A 26,990-nucleotide genomic window follows, 5' to 3' on the forward strand; every position below is an offset into this window, starting at 1 on the left:
CGGACTCACTTCTTGGGCATCTGCTGCTGGGCCTTTTCGAGCTTGGCCCGGACGGACTCGGTGGTGACGGCCCGGCCCGCGGCGGCGTCGGCGAAGAGCTCCTTGACCGCGGTGCCGACGACGGTCTCGAACTGCGACTCCTCGGGGACCTGCGGGAGGGCGGCGGCGCTGGTGGCGAGCGTCTCGCGCAGGACGGCGAGTGCGGGGGCGCTGAACGCCGGGTCCTGCTGGGCGCTCTTCACGGGCGGGATGGAGCCGTAGGCCGTGTTGAGGATCTTCTGCTCCGCGTCGCCGGTCATGAAGTTCACGAACTTCATGGCGCCGTCGATGTTCTTGGTGTTCTTGAAGACGGCCAGGTTGATGCCGGCGACCATGGAGTTGGTGGCCTTGCCCGTGCCGGGGACGCCGGACGGGACGGGCGCGGGGGCGACGCCCCACTCGTCGTCGTTCATGCCCTGGGCCTTGAAGGTGGCGGAGGCGGTCTGCCAGAGGACCATGGCGGTCTTGTTCTTGGCGAAGTCGCTGAGGGACTGGTTCTGGGCGTACTCGGCGTTGCCCGGGGCGACGATCCTGTGGGTGGCCATGAGGTCGACGTACTGCTTGACGGCGGCGACGGCTCCGTCGGAGGTGAATTCGGCCTTGCCGTCGGGGGTGAAGAAGTCGGCGCCGTGCTGCTTGCCGAGGACGAAGACCTGGTGGATGTTGTTGGAGAGGTTGGAGCCCTCCACGCCGATGCCGGAGCCGCCACCGCCGGTGATCTTCTTTCCGGTGGCGATCACCTCGTCCCAGGTGGCCGGGGGCTTCTCCACGCCGGCGTCCTTGAACATCTTCTTGTTGTAGTAGAGCGCGTACGCCATGGAGTACAGCGGGACGGCGGCCGGGTCCTGGCCCTGGACGCCGGTGGAGCCGAGGGCGGAGTCGACGAAGCGGTCCTTGCCGCCGATCTTCTCGAAGTTCTTCGCGTCCCAGGGCAGCAGGGCGCCGCTGGCCTGGAGGGAGGCGCTCCAGGTGTTGCCGATGTTGAGGACGTCCGGTCCCTGGCCGGAGGTGGTGGCGGTGAGGATGCGGTTGAGGAGGTCGGACCAGGGGACGACCTCCAGCTTCACCTTGATGCCGGTCTCCTTCTCGAACTTGTCGAGTTCGGGCTGGAGGACCTTCTTGTCGACCTCCAGGCTGGCGCCCTGGTTGGAGGCCCAGTAGGTGAGGGTCTTGGGCTGGGAGTTGGAGCCGGCACCGTCCGTGGTGCCGCCTCCGCAGGCAGCCGCCGAGAGGACGAGGGAGAGGGTGACGGCACCGACGGCGGCGGCTCTGATTCTGCGCATGATCCCAGGGGCCTTTCGTGGGGTCGTGGAAGTCGGGGAGGAGGGAGCGCGACGTCCCGCGTTCAACCTCCGAAACCCTCTCCCGACTTAATTTAGGATGTGAGTTAAACCTCAAGCGAAGGTGGCGTCAAGAGGTCCGCCAGGGGTATGTTGCGAATCCGATCCAAGGGAAGAGGGTGCTCGGTGAGCGTACGCAGCGGCCGGACCGTGCGTGACCTGCGGCGGGAGAACCGCACCGCGGTACTGCAACGGTTGTATTTCGACGGGCCGATGAGCCGCTTCTCGCTGGGCCCCGCGACCGGACTGAGCTCGGGTTCGGTCAGCAACGTGGTCGCCGAACTCGTCGCGGACGGCCTGGTGGAGGAGGCCGGCAGCGTCGACTCGGCCGGCGGGCGCCCGCGGACGCTCCTCCGCATCCGCCGGGCCAGCGCGTACATGATCGGCGTGGACGTCGGCGAGACCCGCGTCCGCGTCGAGCTGTTCGACATGGCGCTCACCGAACTCGCCCGCGTGGAACGCCCACTGGACCCCGAGGGCCCCCGCCGGGTCGACCGCTACGAGGTCGGCGTCGTGGTCGGCCACGTCCGCGACGGCGTCGAGGAGGTCGTCCGGCAGGCCGGCGTCGACCCCGAGCGCCTGCTCGGCGTCGGCGTCGGCGTCCCCGGCATCGTCGTCCGCGACCCCGGCGGCCAGGCCGTCGTGCACGGCCAGACGATCGGCTGGGACGCCGTCCCGTTCGAGCGGCTGCTGCGCGCCGCCGTACCCCTGCCCGCGTCGGTGCCGTACGTCATCGACAACGGCGCCAAGACCCTCGGCCAGGCCGAGATGTGGTTCGGCGCGGGCCGGGGCGTCCGCAACGCCGTCGTCGTCCTCTTCGGCTCGGGCGTCGGCGCCTCGGTCGTCTCGGACGACCTGCGCCCCGGCCGGGCGGTGGAGTGGGGACACCTGACGGTACGGGTCAGGGGCCGGCGCTGCCGCTGCGGCGCCCGCGGCTGCCTGGAGGCGTACGCGGGCGCGGAGGCCCTGCTCGAACGGTGGCGCGAGGCGGGCGGACAGCCTCCGGCCGGCGCGGACGAGGAGACGGCCCTGACCTCGATGCTCGCCGCCGCGTACCCCGCCGATCCCGGCACGGCCCCCGACGCCACCGCGCTCGCCGTCCTGGAGGAGACCGCCGAGTACCTCGGCGCCGGCTTCGCCGACCTCGTCAACCTCTTCCAGCCCGAACGCATCCTCGTCGGCGGCTGGGCCGGCCTCCAGCTCGGCACCCGCTTCCTGGAGACGGTCAAGGGCTACGCGAACGAATACGCGCTCGCCTTCCCCGCCTCCCGCGTGCACATCGGCCTCGGCACGCTCGGCCCCGACGCCGTCACCGTCGGCGCGGCCATCCTCCCCCTCGCCGACTTCTTCGCCCGCGGCGGCCGCCTCGCACCACCGGACGTCGAGGAGGCGGCACCGGCCTGGCAGGAGACCCTCCGGGAACGGGCCGCGCACGGGTGACCGACGCGGGACGTGCCCGCGACGAACGGTCAGGCGTTCTGCGCCGGGTCCGTCCGCGACGCCGATTCCGGCGTCGGCTCGGAGGCCGCCGGGGAGTGGGTGTACGGGAGGTCGGCGGGCAACGGAACCCGCTGACGCCAGTGGGTGCACAGGAGCGCGTTGAGATCGCGTTCGGCTCCGGGCGTCGCCGGGCGCGCGAGGCAGAGCTTGTCGTACAGGGCGAATCGGTAGGTGTCGATCGCGGCGTCGACGGCCGCGCCGTACGCGGCGGCGGAGTGAACCGCCGCCCGGTAGCTGAGCCTTGCCAGGAAGGCGGGGGCCGCGGCGAGCAGCAGCCACCATCCGGAGTGCCACAGAAGCGCGGCCGCCGCCACCGCGGTGAGGCTCGCGGTCACGGCGAGTCGGGAAGCCGCGTCCATGGCGTCGCGGTACGTGTCCACCGACTCCTTGGCCCCGCCGTCGACGAGGGGGTAGAGCCGGGGCCAGGCGACCACCACGTCGAGCCGGTGTGTCGACCCGGCGTAGGACTCCATGGCCGCCAGGGTGTTGCCGAGGGCGGTCGGCGCCGCGGGCAACTCGTTGGGAGGGAAGCGCGTGGTGAGTTCGGTCCAGGCGGCGCCCGCCCGGTTCATCTCCGCCGGGGAAGGGGAGAGCGAGGCCGTCCGGCGCTCCGCTTCCTGCCGCCGGGACTCCTGGCGGCGGACGGCACGGACCCGGATCCGGGCGAGTATCGCCGGCCAGTCGCCCTCCAGGACACGGACCAGACGCAGCTGGAACGGGTGGGCCACGATCGCCACGAGGGTGAGGGCGAGCCACAGCAACAGCAGTTCCCCCACTCCCAGTTGGGCGATGGTGTCCCAGGCGCGGCCGAAGTCCGGGGCGCCCGCCCGCGGTGCACCGGCCCACGCCAGCACCAGCAGGAAGAACCCACAGCTCAGGGTCGGCAGGTAGGAGACCAGGAGGAAGCGGCTGCCCAGCACTCCCCCGGCAGGGCCGAGCAGCGACGACACCTTCACCGGAGCTCCGCCTCCGTCGGTCCGGTGCATCGCGGGCACGGCGGCGGGGTGGGCGACGGGCTGTAGACGGGCCCGGAGGAGGCGGGGCAAGCGGAGCAGTGGTAGGTGAAGGCGGTGTAGTGGCGGGATGCCCCGGGCATCGCCGATCGATCACCGTCGCCTCGGGAACCGAACCGCCGCTCGGACAGGTCGACGTCGCCGCCCGCACCAGGGCTCCCGGACTCGCCACGGCCACCGGAGTCGACCGGCGCCGATGGGTACATCGCGCGGGTCGCGACGCCGATCAACTCGCCTTCCACGTACACCGCGAGGACCTTCAGATCAGGGAACGCGTCGAATACGCACTGGAGTTGTTCGGCCGCGTCGGCCGCTCGGCGGGCCGCGGACCGGGCGTCCGATGCCGGGAGCGCGGCGACGGGATCCCGTTCCGTGGCCACCGAACCTGGTGTGATGATGTGGCGGTAAGTCCGTTGAAGTGCGCTCAGATTCGGCAACTCGGCTCCATCGGGGAGGGGACGACCGTGTCCGACGGGATGATAGCCGCGCTCGCCTCGCGGCTTTCGAGGTACCGGGAGAGCCGCGACCGCACGCTGCTCGAAGAACCCGAGGCGCTCGCGGAGTCCGCCGCGGTGCTCCAGTACGTCCTCGCGTCCTTGGACGACGGAACGCTCGTCGTGGACGGGGTGAACAAGCTGTGCTGGTTCCATGCCCACCGGCTCGACCCGGAGCGCGGAATCGGTCTCCACGACCTCGACGGCCCCGTGGCCATCCTGCTCACCTCGGTCCTCGTCGAATCCCTGGCCGGCTCTCCGTATCCGCTGCCCCCGCTGCCTCCCGGCCTCGTCGACCAGGAGCCGGAGCCGGCGCTCTTCGCGTGCAGCGCGTTCGCCCTTCAAGCCCCGCATCTGGCCCGCTCACCGGCGCGCCTCGCCACCGCGCGGGCTGTGCTGGAGGTCGTCGCCCGGGTCACGGCCACTCCCCGTCTGCGGCGCGAGGCGTTGAGCGCCCTCGCCCACGTCGAGTACGACAGGCACAGGGAGACCGGGGACGTCGCCGACCTGGAGCGGGCGGTGCACATCGGACGGCAGGCAGCCGACGCCCAGCTCCTCGGGCCCTCGGACCCCGGCCCCACCGCACAAATGTGCGACTCGCTCGGTACTGCCCTGTACTTCCTCTACAGAGCGACGTACGAGGTGGACCTCCTGGAGGAGTCCGTCTTCCAGCATGCCCGCTTCATGGAGATCGGCCCGGGAGACGGCCCTGCCGACAACCGCGTGCTCGCCCACTACATGGACAACCTGGGCGCGGCACTGCACGCGCTCGCCGAGGTACGCCGCGACCCGGAGACGCTGCGCGACGCCCTGGAGGCCTTCAAGGAAGCCGCCCGGACGCAGGACGCCGGACCCGCACGGTGGGCGGTGATCGACAAGGTCTGGCGGACCCTGGTGCTCGTCCCCACCGTCTGCCGTTCGGCCCGCGAACTGGACGAGGCGATCGCGGAGGCGCGTGCGCTGCTCGACGAGGGCGGCGAGGCGGACCCCCTGCATGCCACGCACCTGACCATGCTGTCCAAGTTGCTTCACGACCGCTGGTGTCTGAGCGGTACGGGCGCCCCCGCTCGTGCGGCGCTCGACGACTTCGTCGAGGCGGCACGGCAGGCTTGGGAGGCATATCCGGAGGGCGATCCTGACCGGTGGCGGGCAGCCTCCAACCTGTCCACGGCCCTCATGACCAGATCCATGGTGACCGGCAGCCCGGCGGACGAGCGGGAGGCCGAGGCCCTGGCCTCGCCGGCCACCGGCCGCACCGGGCCGCGGGAGGCGGTGGTCCCGCAGGAGACGGTCCCGCTCGATTCGTCCCCCGAGGCTCCGTCCGCCGTCCGCGGCGAGCTGAGGGCGCTTACCGCCCTCGCGTTCCTGTACGCGTCCCACAGCAATCCGCTGTACCTGGAGACGGCCATCCGGCAGTGCAGGGAAGCGGTCGCGACTGTTGCCCCCGACGATCCGGCGTACGGCGTCCTCCACGCGATGCTGGCCGATTTCCGGCAGGACCGGGCGCAGCGCACGGGTCGGTCCGAAGACCTGGATCACGACATCACGCGGCTGCGCTCCGTTCTGGGAGATCTCCCGGAGGATTCGGACGGTCGGGCCAACGTGGCCTCGACACTCGGTCACCTGCTGCGCGTCCGCTACGAACAGCAGGGGGCCAAGGCCGACATATACGAGGCCGTTCAGGTGGCCACCGCGTCACTCGGCGGCTTCGGCGGAGGCTTCGGGCGGGCCGCGGCGCTCAACCGCCTGGGCCTGGCCCTCAGGCTGCGCTATGACCACAACCGGGATCTCGCGGACCTGCGGGCTTCCGTGCACGCGCTCTCCGAGGCCGTCGAATTGCTGTCGGGTGACCCGGCCCACAAGGCGTCCGCCCTCGACAACCTGGGAACGGCTCAAGGAGAACTGTTCGCCCGGCTCGGCGACGTGGGAGACCTGGAACAGTCCATCGCCCGGCTACGGGAGTGTGTGGCGCTCACCTCCAACGGCGAGGTGCACTCCGCGACGCGATGGGACAATCTGGCCAGTGCCCTCCTGAGCCGGTACGCACGCTTCAAGGAACGCGGCGACCTGGACGAGGCGTTGGCCCACGCGCGGCGCGCCGCGGAGGAGACCCCGCCCGATCACGTGGAACGCGGCCGCCGCGTGAGCCGGATCGCGTCGCTCCTGCGGGCGCGGTTCCTGACAGGGTACGAGATCGGGGATCTCACCGCGGGTATCGCCTACGCGCGCAGCGCGGTGCGTGCGACTCCGCTCGGGCATGCCCACCGGGCGGAGTTCCTCGGCGCGCTCGGCGAACAGCTGAAGTTCCTCTTCCTGCTCGGCCAGAGGATCGCGGGGCTCGACGAGGCGCCCGAGGCCTTCGACGAGGCGCTCGACGCCTTCGACGCCGGCCGGCGGCACACGAGCTCCCTCATCCACCTACGGGCCTGGTCCGCCCGGGAATGGGCGTCGCTGCGCGCACTGCGGGACGACCGCGACGGTGTCGAAGCCGCCGTCGACGGCGCCGAGCTCGCATGGGAGCTGCTGTCGGAGATCGACTGGCACGGCATGACCGTGACAGACCGGCTGCGGCTCATTCGGGACTGGCGTGGATTCGCGAGGGAAGCCGCGGCCTGGGCGCTCTCGTCCGCCGATCCCGACAGGGCGGTGGCGTTCCTCGAACAGGGGCGCGGTCTCCTGTGGGCCCAGCTCACCGATCACGAGTCGGACGTCGAGCGGCTGCGCGAGGTCGACGACGACCTCGCCGACCGCTTCCTGACCGTACGCGCCCGAGCGAGAGACCTGACGGACGGGGAGCGGGCTCAGGCGGCCGCCCCGGGGGCAGCGGAGGGCAGCAGGGCGGAGGTGCTGGCGCGGGTGAACGACGAGCACCGGTCCCTCGTGCGGGAGATCCGCCGGCTGGACGGGTTCGACGCCTTCCTCGGCCCCCCGTCCCCGCACTCCTTGGCCACCGCGACCGCCGGAGGCACGGTCGTCGTCCTCAACGTCGGGACGACGCGATGCGACGCCGTCCTGGTCACGGCATCGGGAAAGGAATGCGTTCCCCTCGCCGTGACCGCCGCGGAGGTCACCGAGCAGGCCGCCCGGTTCACGGACGCGTGGCGGACCGCCGGGGAGGCCCAGGCCGCCCTGTCGGCCGGCCCTTCGGCACCTCGGGCGGCAACCGTGGCGTTCCGTACCGCGGTCGACGAGATGACGGACGTGCTCGCCTGGGGATGGGACGAGGTGACCGGGCCGGTTCTGGAGGCTCTCGGGCACCGGACGGCTCCGGGGGAAGGCGGGTCCTGGCCGCGGGTCTGGTGGTGTCCCACGGGACCGCTCACCGCCTTACCGCTCTTCGCCACCGGGCACCACGACGGTTCCCTGAGGTCCGTCATCGACCGCGTCGTCTCCTCGGAGGCACCGACGCTGAGGACCCTCGCCGAGGCCGGATCGCGCGCTCCGGCGCAGGGCGACCCTCGGCTCCTGGTCGCCTCGGTGCCCACCCCCTACGACAGAGCGGACGTACTCCACGGCGTCAGGGACGAGGTCGCGTCGGTGAGCGCGTTCTCGCCGGTTCCGGTCACCCGTCTGGAGGGTCCCGACGCGACGCGGGACGCTTTGCTCGAAGGGCTGCCCTGGCACGCCTGGTTCCATTTCGCCGGCCATGGCGCCGCCGCCGTCACCGACCCGGCGGACACGGCCCTCAGCGCCTTCGACGACCGGGTGACGCTCGCCGACCTGGCCGGACTGCGACGTGCCGGGGGCGTGCTGGCCTATCTGTCGACCTGTCACGGCGCCACCCCCGGGGCCGACGACCTGGACGAGTCCGCCCATCTGGCCGCTGCCGTACTCGTCGCGGGCTTCCGCCACGTGATCGCCGTCCGTCAGGAACTGGACGACCGGGTGGGCGCCGAGCTCGCCGCGGGCTTCTACCGCGCGCTGGGGGACGAACCCGACCCCGGGCTCGCCCTCCATCGTGCACTGCGCGCGCTCAGGGAGCGTCTGGACTCGGACTCGGACGAGTATCCGCCCGTGAACCCATGGGGATGGGCCGGCTTCGTCCACTTGGGGCCGGCCGGCTGAGGCCGGGGCGGGTCCCGCTCTCCCGCTACCGGTCCAGGCCGGGCAGCGCGTCCGGGGCGGGGCAGATCCTCGTGCCCTGGTGGTCGAACACGTACAACTGGGCGAGGTCGACGAGCAGCGGCACCTGCGCGCCGGCCCGGACGCGGACGTGGGGGCCGGTCCGCAGGACGAGGTCGCTGCGGCCCGCGGTGCGGCGTTCACGGGCGGCGTACGGTTCGCCGGACGGGCCCCGGCCGGCTGCCGGGTCCGCCGCCGGGCGGCCTTCCGCCGCAGGACCCGCCGGAAGGCCTTCCGCGGACGTCTGGCTCCCGCCGAAGGCCGCCGCGCGCGCCCTGATCCGGCCGACACCCAGGGCCGCCGCGCGTGCCCCGATCCTGCCGAGGCCCCGCTTGCGCCGTCCGCTCCCCCGCCGTCCGCCGGCGCGGGGGCGCGCCGCCTCCAGGTCCGCCACGACAGCGGGCCGTGAGCCGGTGTCCAGGTGTACGAGCACCTCGTGGCCCTGGTACTCGACGTGCTCGACGATCCCGACGAGTGAGGCCTCACCGGGCCGCGCCTGGCTGGGCGGCGCTATCCGTACCGCCTCGGAACGCAGCCCGACGATGATGGGTCGCCCCTGCTGGATCCGGAGGAGCTGGTGGTCGACGCTCAGCGGCAGGGGAAGGACGAGGCGCTGGCGGCCCAGCTCCAGGCTCATCGGCCCGTCGAGCGGTGCGTGGACGACCGCGTCGAGGAGGTTGATGCGCGGGGTGCCGACGAACGCGGCGACGAAGACGTTGACGGGCCGGGCGTACAGCTCCTGCGGCGGACTGACCTGTTGGAGGACGCCGTCGCGCATGACCGCCACCCGATCGCCCAGTGACATCGCCTCGGACTGGTCGTGCGTCACATAGACGGTGGTGACGCCCAGTTCGGCGGTGAGCCGGGCTATCTCGGCCCGCAGGTGGCCGCGGAGCTTGGCGTCGAGGCTGGACAGCGGCTCGTCGAGGAGGAAGACCGAGGGGCGCCGGGAGATCGCCCGGCCCATCGCGACCCGCTGGCGCTCGCCGCCGGACAGCTGCCCGGGCAGCCGGTCGAGCAGGTCCTCGATGGCGAGCATCCGGGCCGTCGCCTCGACCTGTGGGTCGTGGTCCGCCGACGGGTCCCGCAGCTTCAGGGGGAAGCCGATGTTCTCCCGCGAGGTCATGGACGGGTAGAGGGCGAAGTTCTGGAACACCATGGCGATGTCGCGTTCACGGGGCGGCACGTCGTTCGCGTGCTCGCCGTCGAGGAACAGGTCGCCGTCGGTGATGTCCTCCAGACCGGCGATCATCCGCAGGACCGTGGACTTGCCGCATCCGGAAGGGCCGAGCAGCACCAGGAACTCGCCCGGTTCGACGGTGAGGGAGACCCTCCGCACCACAGGGGAACCGCCGTAATTCTTGCTCACATCTCGCAGCACGATGGCGCGACTCATGGAAATCCGCCCGGAGTAGAAGGACCGCAGGGGGTGTGTGGCCGAAAGTAACCCATCATGAAGCGCTGCGGAACAGTTTCGTACGTATTACGGAAAGAGGAATTCAGCGGCGGACGAATGCGGAAGACACGGCCCGCCCCCGGTCGTCACGCGACCGGGTCAGGCCGATTCCCGCACGACGAGTTCCGGGGCGAACACCAGGTGCGCCGGGCTCGCGGACGCCCCCTGGAGCCGGCCCACGAGCAGCTCCGCCATCGCCGCGGCCATCCGCTCGACGGGCTGGCGCACGGTGGTCAGCGGAGGCCGGCAGGTCACGGCGACGCTGGAGTCGTCGAAACCCACCACCGCCACGTCCCCGGGCACGCTCAGACCCCGCTCGCGCAGCACCTCGCACGCCCCTTGAGCCATCAGGTCGTTGGCCGCGAAGACCCCGTCCACCCGCGGGTGCTCCGCGAGGAGCCGACGCATCGCCGCCGCACCGCTCTCGACCGTGAAACCGCCCTCCACCACCGGCGGGGCGGCCCGGCCGGCGCGCTCCAGGGCCTCGCGGAACCCGGCGAGGCGGGCCTCGCCGGCCGGGAGGTCCCGGGGCGCGCGGATCGTCGCGGGGCGACGGCATCCCCTGGCCAGCAGGTGCGCGGCGGCGAGCCGGCCTCCCTCGTGGTGGTCCACGTCGACGTAGCTCAGCGCCGGTCCCTCCGGGGGCCGCGCGAACAGCACGAGGGGGACGCCCGCGGCGGCGAGCATCGACGGCAGCGGGTCGTCGGCCTGGATGGAGACGACGAGGGCCCCGTCCGCGCTGCCCCGGCGCAGGTGGTCGACCACCTGCCGCCTGGCCGCCTCGGACTCCGCGAACATCAGCACGGGATGCGCGCCGCGCCCGCGCAGAAACGTCACGGCACCACTGACGACACGCCCGAAGAACGGATCGGCGAACACCCTCGCGGCGAACGCGTCCCCGGCCCCGCAGACCACGAGCGCCACGGTCTCGGTGCGCGCCACCGGATGCGGATCGCGGCCCGTGACCAGGCTCCTGGCGGCGGTGTTCGGTGTGTATCCGGTGCGCTCGATGGCCTGCCGCACGACGTCTTGGATCGCGGGGTCGACGTTGCGCACCCCGTTCACGACCCGCGACACCGTCGCCCTGGAGACGCCCGCCTCCCGCGCCACGTCCTCCAGCGTCGGTCCCCGCCTGATCACTCCCGTACTCTAACCTGCCGCTTTCCCGGGCACGACGGGCGGACCGCGGGAAGTGCCGTGCGACGGTCCGGGGCGCGGGCCGGTATTCACGGATGGGCATTCACGGCTCCCCGTCGGTGAATTCACCGCGTACGGGTGACGGAAATTCGGAATTCGGACGAGGGCCGTTGATCGGGCCGTTCCCGACGGCCGACCGGAATGCGGAGCACGTCCTCCGGCCCTCACGCGTTCCGCTCCCCCGGAACGGTTCCCAGCGTCACGTCGGTCGCGTGTTCCACCATTCCCGCCGAGCGGCCCACCATCAGCCGGTACGTCCCCGGCTCGACACGCCACTCACCCTCCTCCGGCGACCAGTGCCGCAGCGCCCGCGGCTCCACGACGATCTCGGCGACCGCCGCCTCGCCCGCCTCCGCGTGGACCGCCGCATGGCCGACGAACCAGCGCACGGGGCGCTCGACCGCCGAGCCGGGCCGCGCCAGGTACACCTGGACGACCTCGCGCCCGGGGCGCGCCCCGGTGTTCCGCACCCCCACCCGTACGGTGAAGGACGAGCCCGCGTCGATCCGGGCGGGCGCGTCCACCTCCCCGTACTCCCAGGTCGTGTAACCGAGGCCGTGCCCGAACCAGTAGGCCGGCCGCGTCCCCGCCCGCAGCCAGGCGCGGTGCCCGATGTGCAGGCCCTCCGTGTAGTCGAGCCGGCCGTCGGCCGGGCGCGTGCCCGTCACGGGTGCCTCGGCGAGCGTGGCGGCCCAGGTCGTGGGGAGCCTGCCGCCCGGTTCGCGGCGGCCGAAGAGGACGTCTGCCAGCCCCGCGCCGGCCTCCTGGCCGGGGAACCACGCCAGGAGCACCGCGGCGACCTCGTCGCGCCAGGGCAGTTCGACCGGTCCGCCGCTGTTGACGACGACGACGGTGCGGGGGTTGGCGGCGGCGACCGCCCGGACGAGCTCGTCCTGCGCGCCGCCCAGGGACAGGGACGTACGGTCGTGCCCCTCCGTCTCGTCGTGCTCGGTCGTCCCGACGACGACGATCACCGCGTCCGCCTCGCGGGCCGCCGCCACGGCCTCGGCGAGCGCCTGGTCCGGGGCTCGCCGAGGGGGTGCCGCGGCCACGACCGTCGCCCTGCCGGCACCGGGCACCAGTTCGCGGCGCGCGACGAGATGGGCGTGGCGGCCCCGTTCCAGCAGACTCGTGGCGGTGTGCAGGGGCGGGGTGACGTGCACGATCGCGGGGTCGTCGGTCTCGCGCGGATGGGTGCCGTCGAGGATCACGTGCCCGTCGACCTCGATCGCCATCCGGCCGAAGCCGCCGATTCCGAAGGTCCAGGCCCCGGTGGCGTCGGGGCGGAGCAGGGCCCGGACCTCCACGGTACGGGTGCCCGGGGCGAGGTCCGGTTCGAGCAGCCGCCCCGACAGGCGTCGTTCGGCGCTCAGTTCCCGTCCTTCGCCGTCCAGGCAGCGCAGCAGCAGTCCCGGCTCCCCGGAGCGCGGGTCCGTGCACCGGACCGTGTCGAGCGGTTCCGGCGGGGCGTCCGCCGACGGGCCGACGGTGTACGTGACGCGCCCGCGGCCTCGCAGACACGCGCGGATCCCGGCGAGCGGGGTGACCACGGCGGACGGGAAGACGCCGGCGCTGCCGCCGCCCTGGACGCGGGGCGAGGCGGCGTGTTCGCCGATCACGGCGACCGTGCCGAGGCCGGTGGGGTCGAGGGGCAGGACGCCCTCGTTGCGGAGCAGTACCGCTCCGGCGGCGACCGCGCGGCGCAGCAGGTGTCGCGGGCTTTCGTCCGGGCGCGTCGGGCGGCGGCGGGGGACGTCGCCGAGGGCGCCGACCCGGGCGGCGAGCCGGAGGAGCCGTCGGACCTTCTCGTCGACGGCGCTCTCGGGGACGCGGCCGTCGCGGACGGCCTCGGCCAGGTCCGCCGCCCAGGGACTGTCCGGGCCGGGCATGGCGAGGTCGAGGGCCGCCCGCGCGGGTTCCTCGGTGGTGCGCACGGCGGCCCAGTCGGAGACCGCGACGCCGTCGAAGCCCCACTCACCCTTCAGGGGCTCGGCGAGGAGCGGATGGGCCGTCATCGTCGTGCCGTCGACGCCGTTGTAGCCGGCCATGACCGCCCACACCCCGGCGTCGACCGCGGCGGCGAACGGTGCCAGGTACACCTCGCGCAGCGCCCGTTCGGACATCCGGACGTCCACGTTCAGCCGGTCGGTCTCGGAGTCGTTGGCCACGAAGTGCTTGGCGGTGGCGGCCACGCCGTGCTCCTGGAGGCCGCGGATCAGCACCGCGCCGGTGCGGGCGGTCAGCTCGGGGTCCTCCGAGAAGCACTCGAAGTGGCGGCCGCCGAGCGGGGTGCGGTGCAGGTTGAGGGTCGGCGCCAGGACGACGTCGACACCCCTCCGGACCGCTTCGGCGGCGAGCAGGCCGCCGAGGCTTCGCAGCAGGGGCTCGTCCCAGGTCGCGCCGAGGGCGGACGCCGACGGCAGCAGGAAGGAGGTGCGGCGTTCGTCCCAGGCTTCTCCCCTCACCCCGGCGGGGCCGTCGGAGAAGACCATCTCCCGCAGGCCGATCTCCGCGTCGGCGGCGGTGCGCCAGGTGGTGGCGCCGGTCAGGAGGCGGACCTTGCGGTCGAGGTCGAGCTTCTCGACCAGCGGGTCGAGCACGTCGTCGGGCGTTTCGGGCATGTCGTCAGGCATCGTCGGCTTTCGGTCGCCGGGGTCACGGGGCGGAGGCACCGGCCGCCCCGGGCGAGCGGGGCGGCCGGTGCCGAGTGGGGTGCGGGAGTGGATCAGGGCAGCCGGTACTGCTCGTTGAGGGCCGCGCCTCGCTCGGGGTGGGTCTGGTCGTAGCCCCGGGCGTCGCACTGGAGGCCGCCCACGATGCAGTGGTCGACCATGGCCTTGAGGGTGCGTTCCTCCCACGCGTTGAAGAAGTCGTAGTGGAAGGAGTACCCGCGGCCGCTGGCGAGGCGCACCTGGCTCATGTCGCCGTTGACCGGGAAGGCCATCTTGAACTCGATCATCGGCAGGGCGACCGGGTGGGAGGCCGGGCACATGTTGTCGTTGGTGCCGGGCTTGACGACCGGATACGCCATGTGGCTCTGGTGGTCGGGCGTGTCCAGGTGCAGGCCGTTCCAGCAACTGGGCGCCTGCATGCGCAGGTTGAGCTGGACGTCGGGTCGGCTCGGGCAGCTCGTCGGGAAGTCGACGTTGAAGAAGCTGTCACCGCATTCCCAGCCCTCGACGAATCCCTTGTGCTCGCGGAACTGCTGGGCGGTCTGCATCGGGTTGCCGACGACGAACCTGAGGCCCTTCGGGAAGGGCCGCACGCTCGTGTAGTCGGTGACGCCCGTCTTGTAGTAGATGACCTGGGGGCCGACGGGAAGGATCTTCCGGTCCCCGTCGTACAGGGTGGGCATCCAGTAGGCGGAGGAGTCGGCGGGCGCCTTGCACGCGGTGGCTCCGCCGTAGAGGGTGCCGGTGACGCTGTGCGCGTTCGTGGAGGTGTTGCCCATGAACGTGTGGTCGTGCGACCGGCCCGGCTGGCCGGGGTAGACGATGGGGTCGTCGGGTGCGGTGTGCGTGACGGCGCAGTTGGCCTGGAACTCGTGGAAGTACCGGGCCGGCGGGGTCGCGGTCGACGGTGTCACTCCGGTGACCTGCGGTACCGCGGGGATGTAGCCGTCGCCGTCCGGGTCGTCGCCCGACGCCTGGAGCGACGCGGCCATCCGGTGCCCGGTGTGCGCCGCGGCGGCCGGCGGAGGGGTGTCGGCCGTGGGGTCGGCGGCGGAGGCGAGGGTGCCGACGCCGAGGAGGGTGGCGACGAGCGCGGTGCCGAGGAGCAGTGCGGGGAGCCTCTTGGGACTCGCTCTCATGGGGATCTCCTGCCCGTGGGGGGGGTCGGTGGTGACTTTCGGGGGGGGTGGTGGTCGGCCGCGGTCAGCTGTGGACGCCGAACTCGTGGAGCGAGTAGCCCCACCCGGTGCCTCGGGCCGTCAGCTGGAGGCGTACGTGGCGGCCGGTGGTGGCGAGGGCGATCGTGTCGACGTCGCCGTCGCCGGTGGTCGTGGTGTGGACCGTGCGCCAGGCGGTCCCGTCGTCGGAGACCCGGACCTCGTAGGACCTGGCGTACGCGGGGTCCCAGACCAGTTGCACGGTGCGGATGGGCTTGACGGCCCCGAGGTCGACCTGGATCCACTGGGGGTCGCTCCAGTCACTGGCCCAGCGGGTGTCGGCGCGGCCGTCGGTGGCGCGGGCCGGCGGGCAGGGGCAGTCGCCGTAACCGGTCTGGTACGAGGAGGCGGTGGTGGGGCGGTCGAGGGCGAGGTTCGTGCCGGCGACCGGGGGCGCGACCACGCGGACGGACCTGGTCTCGATGCCGGCGTTGCCGTGGCCGTCCTCGGCCTGGACGTACACCTTCCACACGCCGAGCTTCTCGGGGGCGGTGACCGCGAAACCGCCGTCGCCGTCGGCGCGCCACCGCGCCTCGACGAGTCGCTTGTCCCCGTTGGCGTAGTTGCCGCTCAGGAAGATCCTGGGGGTGATCGGGTCGCCGTCGGGGTCGCGGATGTCGGCGCGGACGGTGAACTCGCGGCCGGCCGGGGCGGCGGTGGCCGGCGAGACGGTCATGCCGCTGATCACCGGCGGGGTGTTGTCGCCCGCGACGGAGCCTGTGTAGGCCTTCTTCACCGCGTAGTAGGAGAGCCGCTTCAGACCGTCGGGCAGCAGGTTGAACCAGACGCCGCCGAAGTCGTGTTCGGTGCCGTAGTGGAACATCGTGGCGCCGAGGGCGACGCCCTGGTGGCCGGTGACGCAGTTCCAGACGGCGGCGTAGCCCGCGGCCTTCTGCTGGTCGGTCGGCTCGTCGGGGACGCCGTTGACGTCGTTCGGCACCTCCCATTCGCCGGCCGGGCCCGTCTCGGTGATGAGGTAGGGCTTGGTGTAACCGCCGTCGATCCAGTCCTGGCGCACCTTGCAGAGGTTGTCGTAGGAGTTCATGGAGTAGAGGTCGAGGTCGGGGGCGTTGCGCTTGTAGTAGGGCCAGGCGCCGGTCCATGCGTCGGTCGAGGTCACCGGGTGGTCGGGGTCGATCGTGTGGATCTTCCTGGCCACGTCGTTGACGAAGCCGGTGTAGGCGTTGCGCTGGTTCTCGAGCGCGGTCCCGCTGTAGCAGTTCTGGAGTCCGAGGACGGATTCGTTGCCGACGTTCCACATGAGGGTCGCGGGGTGGCTCTTGTACGCCTCCACCCACTTGGCGAACTCGTCGAGCATCGTGGACTTGTACGCGGTGTCGGTGACGTAGTCGACGCAGCCGCCGGAGCCGGGGCCGCCGCCGGGCTGGAGCCAGAAGCCGTTGACGACCTTGACGCCCTGGGCCGCGGCGGCGTCGAGGAGCGGCTTGGTGGAGCCGTCGGTGCCCCAGGTGCGGATGGTGTTGACGCCCATGGACCTGACGTCGGGCAGGTACTTCGGGGCGTCCGCGACGGAGGGACCCCAGGTCAGGCCCTTGACGGTGTACGGCTGGCCGCCCACGGTCAGCTGCCAGGCGCCCTGGGGCCCGGTGACGCGGACGGCGCCGGTGGGCGTCGGGGTGGTGCCACCGGGCTCCCCGTACACCTGGAACTCCCAGAGCGAGTAGCCGTATCCGGTCGCGCGGGTCACGCCGTGCATCCGCACGTAGCGTGCGGTGCCGGAGACGGCGAGGGTCTCGGTGCCGCCGGAGCCGTTCGCCGTGCTGTACGCGGTGGTCCACGTGGTGCCGTCGGTGGACAGCTCGATCCGGTACGCCTTGGCGTACGCGGACTCCCAGCGGAGCACGACCTGGCTGACCGCGACGGGGGCACCGAGGTCCACCCGCAGCCACTGGTCGTCGGAGGCACCGCTCGACCAGCGGGTGCCGAGGTTCCCGTCGACGGCGTCGGCGGCGGGGGTGCCGTAGTGCTCCGTGCTGGAGGCGGTGACCGGCTTGCCCTGCGAGAGCAGGGCCGGGGCGGCCTGTGCTTGCTGGACCGGCAGGAGCGCCAGCAGCGTCGAGGCCACCACGGTGGCCACGGGTATGCCGACTGAGGGCATGAGGGGATCTCCTTGGAACGGGAGGGGGAGGTTGGGAGAGCGCTCTCCCGCACCATGCCCGCGCTCGCCGAACGCCGTCAATAACCGCACACCACTTTTCTTTTGACTTGACTTAAGAACTAGCACTTCACGGAAGAGCCCTGTGCCCGCCGCTCCTCGGACGGCTGCGGGCACAGGGCCGATCGGGACGGGTCCCGCCGGGCGGTCAGACCCGCAGCCAGACCGCCGTGTCCGGCGGCAGCAGTCCGTCCGGCGTGAGCGGGCCGCTCGCGAGGAGCAGCCGTTCGTGCGGAGGGAGGGCCACGGGCTCGCCGGCCAGGCTGACGACGCAGACCAGACCGCGCGTCCGCGTGAAGGCGAGGACGCCGTCGGCAGCGGGCAGCCAGGTCAGCGGGCCATCGCCGAAGCCCTCGTCCGACCTGCGCAGCAGGAGCGCTTCCCGGTAGAGCGCGAGCATCGACTCCGGGTCGGTGCTCTGCCGGTCGACCGCGTAGCGGGCCCACCCTTCGGGCTGAGGCAGCCACGGCTCGGCCGTCGCGCCGAAGCCGGCGTGCGGGACGTCGGCACTCCAGGGCAGCGGGACGCGGCATCCGTCGCGGCCCGGGTCGGTGCCGCCGGAGCGGAAGTGCATCGGGTCCTGGATCCGGTCGCGCGGGATGTCGGCTTCGGGGAGCCCCAGTTCCTCGCCCTGGTAGAGGTAGACGGAGCCGGGCAGGGCGAGGGTGAGCAGGGCGGCGGCGCGCGCCCTGCGGGTGCCGAGCGCGAGGTCGGTGGGGGTGCCGAAGCGCTTCGTCGCGAAGTCGAAGGCGGTGTCGGTGCGGCCGTACCGGGTCGCGGTGCGGGTGACGTCGTGGTTGCAGAGGACCCAGGTCGCGGGGGCGCCGACGGGGGCGTGCTCGGCGAGGGTGTCGTCGATGGTGCGGCGCAGCCGTTCCGGGTCCCAGGGGCAGGCCAGGAAGTTGAAGTTGAAGGCGGTGTGGAGTTCGTCGGGGCGCAGGTAGCGGGCGAAGCGCTCGGAGTCGGGCAGCCAGACCTCGCCGACGAAGACGCCTCCGTACTCGTCGGCTATCGCGCGCCAGGAACGGTAGATGTCGTGCAGTTCGTCCTGGTCGATGTACGGGTGGGGGTCGACGCCCTCGACGAAGTCGCCGAGCGCCGGGTCCTTGGCGAGGAGTGCGGCCGAGTCGATCCGTACGCCCGCGACCCCGCGTTCGAACCAGAAGCGGAGGACGTCCTCGTGCTCCTCGCGGACCTCGGGGTGGGCCCAGTTGAGGTCGGGCTGCTCGGGGGTGAAGAGGTGGAGGTACCACTCCCCGTCGGCGACGCGGGTCCAGGTCTGCCCGGAGAACTGGGAGGGCCAGGCGTTGGGCGGGAGCTCGCCGTTCTCGCCGCGGCCGGGGCGGAAGTGGAACCGTGCGCGTTCGGGACTGCCGGGGCCGGCGGCGAGGGCGGCACGGAACCAGGCGTGCTGGTCGGAGACGTGGTTGGGGACGATGTCCACGATGACCCTGATGCCGAGTGCGGCGGCCTCGGAGATCAGTTTCTCGGCCTCGTCGAGGGTGCCGAAGGAGGGATCGATGGTGCGGTAGTCGGCCACGTCGTAGCCGCCGTCCACCAGCGGGGAGAGGTACCAGGGGGTGAACCAGACGGCGTCGACGCCGAGTTCGGCGAGGTAGGGCAGTCTCGCCCGGACTCCCGCGAGGTCCCCGGTGCCGTCGCCGTCGCCGTCGGCGAAGCTCCGGGGGTACACCTGGTAGATGACGGCGTCGCGCCACCAGTCGTCGGTGCGGGGCGAGTGAGGGGCTGCCACGTGACGGTCCTTTCGGGCAGGTCGGGGTCTTCGCCGCCGGCCCGGTAGCTGCGGGGCGTCGGACGGGCCGGCGGCGAAGGCTTGGTGGTGAGGGGGGAGGCGAGGGGGCCGGGGGCGCCGGTCCGGATCCTGGACCCGGACCGGGTGCCCGCCGGTTCAGCCCTTGAGGCCGCCGGCGGTCAGACCGCTCATGATGTTGCGCTGGAACACCAGGAAGATGAGCAGCGTCGGCACGGAGGCGATGGTCAGGGCGGCGATGAGGACGTTCACCGGCACGCCGGTGGAGAGCGAGTAGATCCCCACGTTGAGCGTCTGCTTGGACGGGTCGGGCAGCGTCAGCATCGGCCAGAGGAAGTCCTTCCAGACGCCGACGACCGCGAAGATCGACACCACGCCCAGGATCGGCCGGGAGATCGGCAGCACGATGGAGCGCAGGATCCGCAGCGGGCTCGCGCCGTCCATGGCCGCGGCGTCGAGCAGTTCCTTCGGGATGGAGTCGAAGAACCGCTTGAGCAGGAAGATGCTGAAGGCGTTGGTGACCGCGGGCAGCCAGATCGCCCACGGCGTGTTCAGCAGGTTCCGCTCCACCACGGGCACGTCGAGCACGGTCAGGTACTGCGGTACGACCAGGACGGTGGCCGGGATCATCAGCGTGACGAGCATCCCGCCGAGGATCGCCTTGCCGAACACCGGGCGCAGCTTGGAGAGCGAGTACGCGGCGGCGACGTCCAGGACCAGCTGGAAGGCGAGGGCTCCGAAGGCGTAGTAGAGGGTGTTGAAGAGCAGCGTGGAGAGGTCCATGACCTCCCAGGCGCGTGTGTAGTTCTCGGGGGCGAAGGAGCCCGGGACCAGGGTCGGCGGGGTGCGGACCACTTCCTGGGTGTCCTTGAACCCGCTGGACACCATCCAGTACAGGGGGCCGAGGAAGACCAGGCTGAAGCCGCCGACGACGAGCGCGAAGGTCGCCCGGTAGAGCGCTTTGGCGCGGGGCTTGGCGAGCTGCGCGGGCGAGATGAGTGTGCGTGTGGACATGCGTGGTCTCCCCGGTCCTACTCGTCCTCGGCGCGGCTGAGCTTCACGTACACGGCCGAGAAGCCGGCCAGGAGTACGAGGAGGAGCAGGCCGAGCGCCGCCGCGGCACCGTAGTTGTTGAAGTTGAAGGCGTACTGGTAGATCAGGTACACGACGGTCGTGGTCGAGCCCTCGGGGCCGGCGCCGCCGGTGAGCAGGAACGGTTCGACGAAGACCTGCATGGTCGCGATGATCTGCATGAGCAGCATGAGCGACAGGATGAGGCGGGTCTGCGGGATGGTGACGTGCCAGATCTTGCGGAACAGCCCGGCGCCGTCCAGCTCCGCGGCCTCGTACAGTTCGCCGGGGATGCCCTGGAGCGCGGCGAGGTAGATGAGGGCCGCTCCTCCCATGTTCATCCACGTCGAGGCGATGACGACGGAGAGCATCGAGAGGTCCGGGTCCTGGAGCCACTGCTGTTCGGGCAGGTGCAGGAAGCGCAGCAGCTCGTTGAGCAGGCCGTAACCGGGGTCGTAGAGGTACTTGAAGAGGAGTACGGAGGCGACCGGCGGCAGCATCACCGGCAGGTAGACGAGCAGCCGCAGGTAGCCCTGGCCGTGGTGGAACTCGTTGATGACGACGGCCACGACGAACGGGACCGCGAAACCGAGTATCAGGGCCAGGACGGTAAAGAGGAGGGTGTTGCGCCAGGCCTGCCAGAAGGCGGGGTCGTCGAGGACGGTGGCGAGGTTCTCCAGTCCGACCCAGGTGGTCTGTCCGCTCTCGGTCTTCTGGAAGGCCAGGAGGACCTCCCGGACCATGGGGTACCAGGAGAACACGGCGAAGCAGACGACGGCGCCGATGAGGAACCCGTGGGCCGTCAGGTTGCGCTTCAGGTTCTTGGCGAACCGGCCGGCGGGGGGTGCGGATCCCGCCGCGCGCGGCGGGGAGTGACGGGGAGTTCCCGCCTTGCTCGGGGTCAGGCTGGGCGCCGACATCGTCGCTCCTTGGTGCTGGTCTGCCGGATTGCGGTACCCGGCGGGGCGGGCCGGGTGCGGGACGGATTCCCGGCGGGGCGGGCCCGGTGCGGGACGGATTCCCGGGCCCGCCCCGCCGGGAGGGGGTCACTGGTGGGCGAGGACCTGGTTGACCTGCGTCTCGGCGGTGGCGAGCAGCTTGTCTATGTCGGCGTCCTTGTTGGTGAGGAGACCGGACATCACGTTGTCCAGGACCTTGTAGACCTCCTGCGCCTTGGGCGGTTCGGCCTTGCCGGCGACGGGGTTGTCCATGAAGGTCTTGAAGTTGGCGACGGGCATGGTCGCGTTCTCGACGCGTGCGGCGTCGTCCGTGGTCTTGGACTCGCCCAGCCAGAAGTTGGGCTGCGGCACGCCGACCGGAAGGCCGTCGGCCTTGGTGCGGGCCCACGCGAACTGCCCCTTGCCGACGCTGAGGTTCTTGAAGTTGAGCCAGGCGACCGCGGCCTTGATCTTGTCGCCCGAGATGCCCTTCTTGATCATGTAGTTGTTGCCGCCGGCCAGCGTGTTCTTCGCGCCGGGGATCGGGCCCATGCCGAAGTTCTCGTACTTCGCGCCGAGTTGCTGCACCATGTACGCGATGTCGTCGGGCGCGGCGAGGAACATGCCGAGCTTGTCCGTGGCGATCTGCTTCTGGAGGTCGCCCCACTGGAGCAGCTGGGTCTTGCCCATGCTGTCGTCCTCCCAGCGCATGGCGTGGAGGTTCTTCGCGACCTGCTTGCCGAGGTCGTTGTTGAACGCGGCCTTCTTGCCGCTCGCGTCGACGACCTCACCGCCCACGCTGTACATCTGGGCGGTGAAGTGCCAACCGCCCGTGTTGCCCGCGCTGTACTCGCCGAAGCCCGCGATGCCGTTGCCGAGGCCCGCGATCTTCTTGGCGGCGGCGCGCACCTCGTCCCAGGTGCGCGGCGGGGCGTCGGGGTCGAGCCCGGCGTCCTTGAAGAGCTTGCGGTTGACCAGCAGGCCCATCGTGTAGTTGCTCGTCGGCAGGCCGTACAGCTTCCCGTCCTGCTTGAGCGAGCCGAGGACGTTCGGGTCGATGTCCTTCAGCAGCGGGACGGTCTTGTCGGTGACGTACGCGCTGATGTCCGCGGCCCCGTCGTTGTCGAGCACCTGCGGCAGGTCCGTGAAGTACGTGTAGAACACGTCGGGCTGCGACTTGGCCTTGAGCATCGCCGTGAACCGGGGCGGCTCCAGACACTGTCCGGGCGTGGAACGCCCCTCGATGGTGACGTTCGGGTACGTCTTGTTGAACTCCGCGACGTCCTCCTTCCACTCCTTCAGCTCGGCCGCCTTCGCCGCCGACGGCATGCAGTCGATGGTGAGCGTCACCTTGGTCTTCGGGTCCAGCGGGGCGGAGGGATCGGACGAGCCGCCGCCTTCGGAACCGCCGCCGTTGTCACTGCTGCTCGTGCCACACGCGGCGAGCGCGGTCAGCGTCACCGCGGAGACGAAAGCGACCGCGCTGGCGCGACGGGTACGGCGGAACCGAGCAGTTCTCATGGGTGGTCCCCTTCGGGCAAGTACGTGGAGGTCGCCCCACCGCCGGTGCGTTGTGGGGCGCGGCACACTCAACCACCCCCAACAAGTGAACGCAAGATATCGCGCTGATTTCGTAATTGCCTGACAGTCGAGAGCATCGACAGGTGGTCTACACGCACGAACCAGGCAGACCGGGCACCTCTATCACTCCCCAACACCCCTGACAGCAGACCGCCTTCACCGAACCGGCACCCTGCCGCATGCATCGTGCGCGCACACGATCAAGGCGGGCACCCCCTCAGGGGTGCCCGCCTTGATCGCAGCAGGACTTTCTCTTGTTTGCGTCAAACGATCAGAAATTTGCAGAGGAGCTAGGCCGCGTCCTCGTCGTCCTAGTCGTCCTCGTCGTCCTCGGGGAGGTGGAAGTAGACCGTGCCCGACCGCCAGGCGCCGTGCTCGGTCATCTCGGAGGAGATCACCACGTCCTGGACCTCGACGGGACCCAGGTCCTCGACGGAGTCCGCCAGGCGTCGCAGGAGGGCCGGAACGCTGTCGCAGCCGGGGCCGAACGGATTTGCCTGCGAGAAGTGGCGCACCGTCCAGTGCGTCGGGATATCAGTCACGGACTGATCGTAGGGCCGGCCCCGGACCGCACCACCGTGGCCGGCCTGCCACGCCGCAGCCCCCAACGGCCTGACTACCATGCGCCCATGACGAATCCCGACCCGGAACAGCCTCGGATACGCGTCCTGTACGACGAATCGCGACGTGATCTGCGCGACCCCACACGCCCGCGTCCCGTCCGCCTGTATCTCTGGGAACCGAGTACGCGTCCGGCCGCGCCCGCTCCGCTCGTCGTCGTCTCCCACGGGACCGGGGGCTCGGGCGGTGACATGGGGTGGCTGGCGCACCCGCTGCGCGAGGCCGGGTTCCGCGTGCTCGCCCTCGATCATCACGGCAACAACCACGTGGACGGGTACGAACCCGAGGGCTTCGCCCACGTCTGGCACCGGCCGATCGACGTCACGTTCGCCCTCGACGTCCTCGCCCAGGAGGGGCCGCTCGGACCTGTCGGTGCCGCCGGCTTCTCGCTCGGCGGCTACACCGTCGCGGCTCTCGCCGGAGCACGGATCGATCCGCACGTGTTGTGGGCCGTGCTCGGCGGCGCCGTACCGCTGCCGGACATCCCGGAGTTCCCCGGGCTCCTGGAGGCACTCCTGGAGAGGTACCCGGACGAGGAGTCGTCCCGACGCGTGCTCGAAGGCGCAGGCGCGGACCTCACCGACGCCCGGGTGCGCGCCGTGTTCCAGGTCGCGCCGGGCATCGGCGGCTTCGTGACCCCGGCCAGCCTGGCGACCGTGCGCGTGCCCGTCGGGATCCGCTGGGGCGGCGCCGACACCGTCAACCCCTACGACGTCGACATCAGGCCCTACCTCGACCACATCCCCACCGCGTCCGGCCGGTCGGCCGGACCGGACGTCCGCCATGACGACTTCTTCGCCGAGGACCCCGCCGACCCCGAGGTCCGCCACCGCGTGGGACGCGAGGCAGCCTCCTTCTTCCTCCGCCACCTCGCCTGACTTCCACGGGCAGGACGCGGGCCGGGGCGCTGCGGAAGGACACGCACGCGAGCGCTCCGGCCGACCCGGGTGGGGCGGGCGGAGCGCTCGGCGGGGGTGTGGCGTGCGTCAGCGGGAAGCGAGGAGCTCCAGGGTGTCGATGACACGGTTGGAGAAGCCCCACTCGTTGTCGTACCAGGCGACGACCTTGATGTGGCGGCCTTCGACGCGGGTGAGCGCGGAGTCGAAGATGGAGGAGGCCGGGTTGCCGGTGATGTCGGCGGAGACCAGCGGGTCGTCGGAGTACTCCAGGACACCGGCGAGGGGGCCCTCGGCCGCGGTGCGGTAGGCCGCGAGGACCTCGTCGAGGGTGACGTCACGGGCGACCGTGGTGTTGAGCTCGACGATCGAGCCGACCGGGACGGGCACGCGGATCGAGTCGCCCGAGAGCTTGCCGTCGAGGTTCGGGAGCACGAGGCCGATGGCCTTGGCGGCGCCCGTGGTGGTGGGGACGATGTTCACGCCGGCGGCGCGGGCACGGCGGGGGTCGCGGTGCGGGCCGTCCTGGAGGTTCTGCTCCTGGGTGTAGGCGTGGACCGTGGTCATGAAGCCGTGTTCGATGCCGGCGAGGTCGTCGAGGACCGACGCCAGCGGCGCGAGCGCGTTGGTGGTGCACGACGCGTTCGAGACGATCGTGTGGACGGCCGGGTCGTAGGCGTCGGTGTTGACGCCGTAGGCGAGGGTGACGTCGGCACCGTCGGCGGGCGCGCTGACGAGCACGCGCTTGGCACCCGCGTCGATGTGCGCGCCGGCGGCCTTGGCGGAGGTGAAGCGGCCGGTCGCCTCCAGGACGATGTCGACGCCGAGCTCGGCCCAGGGCAGGTCCGCCGGCTCGCGCTCCGCCAGCACCTTGATGCGGCGGCCGTCGACGACGAGGGTGTCGCCGTCGACGCTCACCGGACGACCGAGGCGGCCGGAGGTCGTGTCGAAGGCGAGGAGCCGGGCGAGGGTGGTGGGCTCCGTGAGGTCGTTGATGGCGACGACCTCGAGGTCGCTCCCGCGCTCGAGCAGCGCGCGCAGCACGTTGCGTCCGATGCGGCCGAATCCGTTGATGGCGATGCGAGTCATGACAGTGTCCCTTCGGTCCCTTCGCGTTCGCCACCATGTTCGTCCGGTGCGGTCGCACCTGACAGCGGCGTGATCGCCACGGTCCGCAAGTATCGCGCCAAGGTCCTGGCGGCCGTCCGTCCGGCAGCCCGCCCGCCTCGCGGAGGGCCGCGTTCGCCCCGGTGCTCGCCCCGCTACTCGCCCCGCTACTCGCCCCGGGCGAACGTCCGCCGGTACTCGCTCGGAGTGGTGCCGAGGATCCGCTGGAAGTGGAGCCGCAGATTCGCTCCGGTGCCGAGGCCCGTGTCGGCTGCGATCTGCTCGACCCCGCGCTCGGAACGTTCCAGCAGCTCACGGGCCATGTCGATGCGTGCCCGCATGACCCACTGCATGGGCGTGTACCCCGTGTCCTCGGCGAACCGACGGGAGAAGGTGCGCGCCGACACCGCCGCGTGCCGGGCGAGGATCTCCAGCGTGAGGGGCTCGCCCAGGTGGTGCAGGGCCCATTCGCGGGTGGCGGCGAACCGCTCGCCGAGCGGCTCGGGCACGCTGCGGGGCACGTACTGGGCCTGACCGCCGCTGCGGTAGGGGGCCGCGACGAGGCGACGGGCCGCGTGGTTCGACGCGGCCACGCCGAACTCCGCGCGCAGGATGTGCAGGCACAGGTCGATGCCCGAGGCGGCGCCGGCGGACGTCAGGACGCTGCCCTCGTCGACGAAGAGCACGTTCTCGTCGACCCTGATGAGAGGCCGCTTCGCCGCGAGCGCCCGTGTGTAGTGCCAGTGGGTGGTGGCCCGCCTGCCGTCGAGCAGGCCGGTGGCGGCCAGCGCGAAGGCGCCCGTCGAAATGGCTGCGAGCCGCGCCCCGCGCGCGTGCGCAGCGATCAGCGCCTCGACGACGGCCGCCGGCGGGTCCTCCCGGTCGGGGAACCGGTAGCCCGGCACGAAGACGATGTCGGCCCACGCGAGCGCGTCGAGGCCGTGGGCGACCTGATAGGACAGGCCGTCGCCCCCGGCCACGACGCCGGGTTCCGCTCCGCACACCCGGACCTCGCACGGCATGCTCGCGCGGGTCGTGAACACCTGCGCGGGGATGCCCACGTCGAGCGGCTTCGCGCCCTCCAGTACGAGAACGGCGACACGGAGCAGACGAGAGGGAGGCACGGACAAGAGCCTAGGCGGTGTCCTGTCGGTCGCGAGCCCGGCCCGATCGACCGGACACTCCCTACGCACCGGACCGCGTCGCGCGGTCCGGCCGGGGGTGTCGTGCGGGTCGCGACGACACCCCGGCCGGTCAGGCCCTAGAGGTACGGCCGGGTGATCAGTTCGATCGCGTGGCCGGCGGGGTCCTTGAAGTAGACGCCCCGGCCGCCGTGCTCGGTGTTCGTCTCGCCGGGACGGCGCATCTGGGGGTCGGCCCAGTGCTCGATGTCGCCGTCGCAGAGCCGCTGATACGCCCGGTCGAAGAGCTCGTCGTCGATGAGGAACGCGTAGTGCTGCATCTGGATCTCCACCGGGGGCTCGGCGAACTGGATCAGTACGCCGTCGGTGAGCTGGATGTTGATGAACGGGCCCCAGGAGGGTGCTTCGGGGAGTTCCAGGAGGTCGCGGTAGAACTGCGCCGATTCGTGGCGGTCCTTGGACGCGATGATGGTGTGGTTGAACGTGACGGTCATGTGGTCGGCCTCGCTGTTGTTCGACACGGAACGGGATCTCGAAGTGCCTGCGCACTGGGAGGTCCGCGTGCCGAACCGAGGGGGTGCCTTGCGCGCACCCTGGGGGCGGTCAGCCCTCCACCGGATAGCCCGTCTGTGCATGG

General features: G+C 71.6%; 18 protein-coding genes. 3 read left to right on the forward strand and 15 right to left on the reverse strand.

All coding sequences use genetic code 11. The features are described from left to right. Window positions 1-5: 5 nt before the first annotated feature. A complete protein-coding gene (locus OO54_RS10975; RefSeq protein WP_033202672.1) occupies window positions 6-1,322 on the reverse strand; it encodes an ABC transporter substrate-binding protein in 1,317 nt (438 codons plus the stop codon). Between the two features lie 183 nt (window positions 1,323-1,505). Here OO54_RS10975 and OO54_RS10980 point away from each other — a divergent pair, with 183 nt between their 5' ends. Then, window positions 1,506-2,819: an ROK family transcriptional regulator gene (locus OO54_RS10980; protein ID WP_033202673.1), complete on the forward strand. Its 1,314-nt coding sequence runs from the start codon at window positions 1,506-1,508 to the stop codon at window positions 2,817-2,819. Between the two features lie 29 nt (window positions 2,820-2,848). On the opposite strand, the gene OO54_RS10985 is transcribed toward OO54_RS10980, so the two are convergent. Then, complete coding sequence (locus tag OO54_RS10985) at window positions 2,849-3,925, reverse strand: hypothetical protein (protein WP_157856460.1); 1,077 nt, start codon at window positions 3,923-3,925, stop codon at window positions 2,849-2,851. Between the two features lie 431 nt (window positions 3,926-4,356). Here OO54_RS10985 and OO54_RS10995 point away from each other — a divergent pair, with 431 nt between their 5' ends. After that, window positions 4,357-8,451 (forward strand): CHAT domain-containing protein, encoded by a 4,095-nt coding sequence (locus tag OO54_RS10995; RefSeq protein ID WP_033202676.1) that lies wholly within the window; start codon window positions 4,357-4,359, stop codon window positions 8,449-8,451. Between the two features lie 25 nt (window positions 8,452-8,476). Here the strand turns inward: OO54_RS10995 and OO54_RS11000 are convergent, their stop codons facing one another. The 10 genes from OO54_RS11000 to OO54_RS11045 form a co-directional block, all read right to left on the reverse strand. Then, window positions 8,477-9,904: an ABC transporter ATP-binding protein gene (locus OO54_RS11000; protein ID WP_033202677.1), complete on the reverse strand. Its 1,428-nt coding sequence runs from the start codon at window positions 9,902-9,904 to the stop codon at window positions 8,477-8,479. A gap of 159 nt (window positions 9,905-10,063) precedes the next feature. Beyond that, a complete protein-coding gene (locus OO54_RS11005) occupies window positions 10,064-11,104 on the reverse strand; it encodes a LacI family DNA-binding transcriptional regulator (protein ID WP_033202678.1) in 1,041 nt (346 codons plus the stop codon). Between the two features lie 221 nt (window positions 11,105-11,325). Beyond that, entirely contained in the window at window positions 11,326-13,782 is a 2,457-nt protein-coding gene (locus OO54_RS11010; protein WP_033202769.1) for a beta-glucosidase, read from the reverse strand. 104 nt (window positions 13,783-13,886) lie between these two features. Further along, the gene (locus tag OO54_RS11015) at window positions 13,887-14,972 is read right to left on the reverse strand and encodes a DUF1996 domain-containing protein (RefSeq protein ID WP_033202679.1); all 1,086 of its coding nucleotides are present in this window, start codon (window positions 14,970-14,972) and stop codon (window positions 13,887-13,889) included. 64 nt (window positions 14,973-15,036) lie between these two features. Continuing rightward, the gene (locus OO54_RS11020) at window positions 15,037-17,169 is read right to left on the reverse strand and encodes a discoidin domain-containing protein (RefSeq protein WP_033202680.1); all 2,133 of its coding nucleotides are present in this window, start codon (window positions 17,167-17,169) and stop codon (window positions 15,037-15,039) included. A gap of 205 nt (window positions 17,170-17,374) precedes the next feature. Beyond that, on the reverse strand, window positions 17,375-18,979 hold the full coding sequence (locus OO54_RS11025) for a glycoside hydrolase family 13 protein (protein WP_033202681.1): 1,605 nt from the start codon (window positions 18,977-18,979) through the stop codon (window positions 17,375-17,377). A 156-nt stretch (window positions 18,980-19,135) separates the two neighbouring features. Continuing rightward, complete coding sequence (locus OO54_RS11030) at window positions 19,136-20,011, reverse strand: carbohydrate ABC transporter permease (RefSeq protein ID WP_033202682.1); 876 nt, start codon at window positions 20,009-20,011, stop codon at window positions 19,136-19,138. Between the two features lie 17 nt (window positions 20,012-20,028). After that, window positions 20,029-20,988 carry a carbohydrate ABC transporter permease gene (locus OO54_RS11035; RefSeq protein ID WP_033202683.1) on the reverse strand — a complete coding sequence of 320 codons (960 nt, stop codon included), beginning with the start codon at window positions 20,986-20,988 and terminating at the stop codon, window positions 20,029-20,031. 126 nt (window positions 20,989-21,114) lie between these two features. Continuing rightward, window positions 21,115-22,527 (reverse strand): extracellular solute-binding protein, encoded by a 1,413-nt coding sequence (locus tag OO54_RS11040; RefSeq protein WP_033202684.1) that lies wholly within the window; start codon window positions 22,525-22,527, stop codon window positions 21,115-21,117. Between the two features lie 371 nt (window positions 22,528-22,898). Then, on the reverse strand, window positions 22,899-23,129 hold the full coding sequence (locus OO54_RS11045) for a hypothetical protein (protein ID WP_063738271.1): 231 nt from the start codon (window positions 23,127-23,129) through the stop codon (window positions 22,899-22,901). A gap of 87 nt (window positions 23,130-23,216) precedes the next feature. On the opposite strand from OO54_RS11045, the gene OO54_RS11050 reads away from it, so the two are divergent. Further along, window positions 23,217-24,086, forward strand: a complete 870-nt coding sequence (locus tag OO54_RS11050) for an alpha/beta hydrolase family protein (RefSeq protein ID WP_200146598.1) — start codon at window positions 23,217-23,219, stop codon at window positions 24,084-24,086. 108 nt (window positions 24,087-24,194) lie between these two features. On the opposite strand, the gene gap is transcribed toward OO54_RS11050, so the two are convergent. The 3 genes from gap to OO54_RS11065 all read right to left on the reverse strand — a co-directional run bounded on the left by gap (window position 24,195) and on the right by OO54_RS11065 (window position 26,847). Further along, the gene (gene gap / locus OO54_RS11055) at window positions 24,195-25,193 is read right to left on the reverse strand and encodes a type I glyceraldehyde-3-phosphate dehydrogenase (protein ID WP_017237387.1); all 999 of its coding nucleotides are present in this window, start codon (window positions 25,191-25,193) and stop codon (window positions 24,195-24,197) included. A 185-nt stretch (window positions 25,194-25,378) separates the two neighbouring features. After that, window positions 25,379-26,335, reverse strand: a complete 957-nt coding sequence (locus OO54_RS48285; RefSeq protein WP_106970002.1) for a GlxA family transcriptional regulator — start codon at window positions 26,333-26,335, stop codon at window positions 25,379-25,381. A gap of 137 nt (window positions 26,336-26,472) precedes the next feature. After that, the gene (locus OO54_RS11065) at window positions 26,473-26,847 is read right to left on the reverse strand and encodes a VOC family protein (protein ID WP_033202771.1); all 375 of its coding nucleotides are present in this window, start codon (window positions 26,845-26,847) and stop codon (window positions 26,473-26,475) included. Between the last annotated feature and the right edge of the window lie 143 nt (window positions 26,848-26,990).

This window comes from Streptomyces wedmorensis (genome assembly GCF_000716445.1).
In the GTDB taxonomy this organism is placed as follows: domain Bacteria; phylum Actinomycetota; class Actinomycetes; order Streptomycetales; family Streptomycetaceae; genus Streptomyces; species Streptomyces wedmorensis.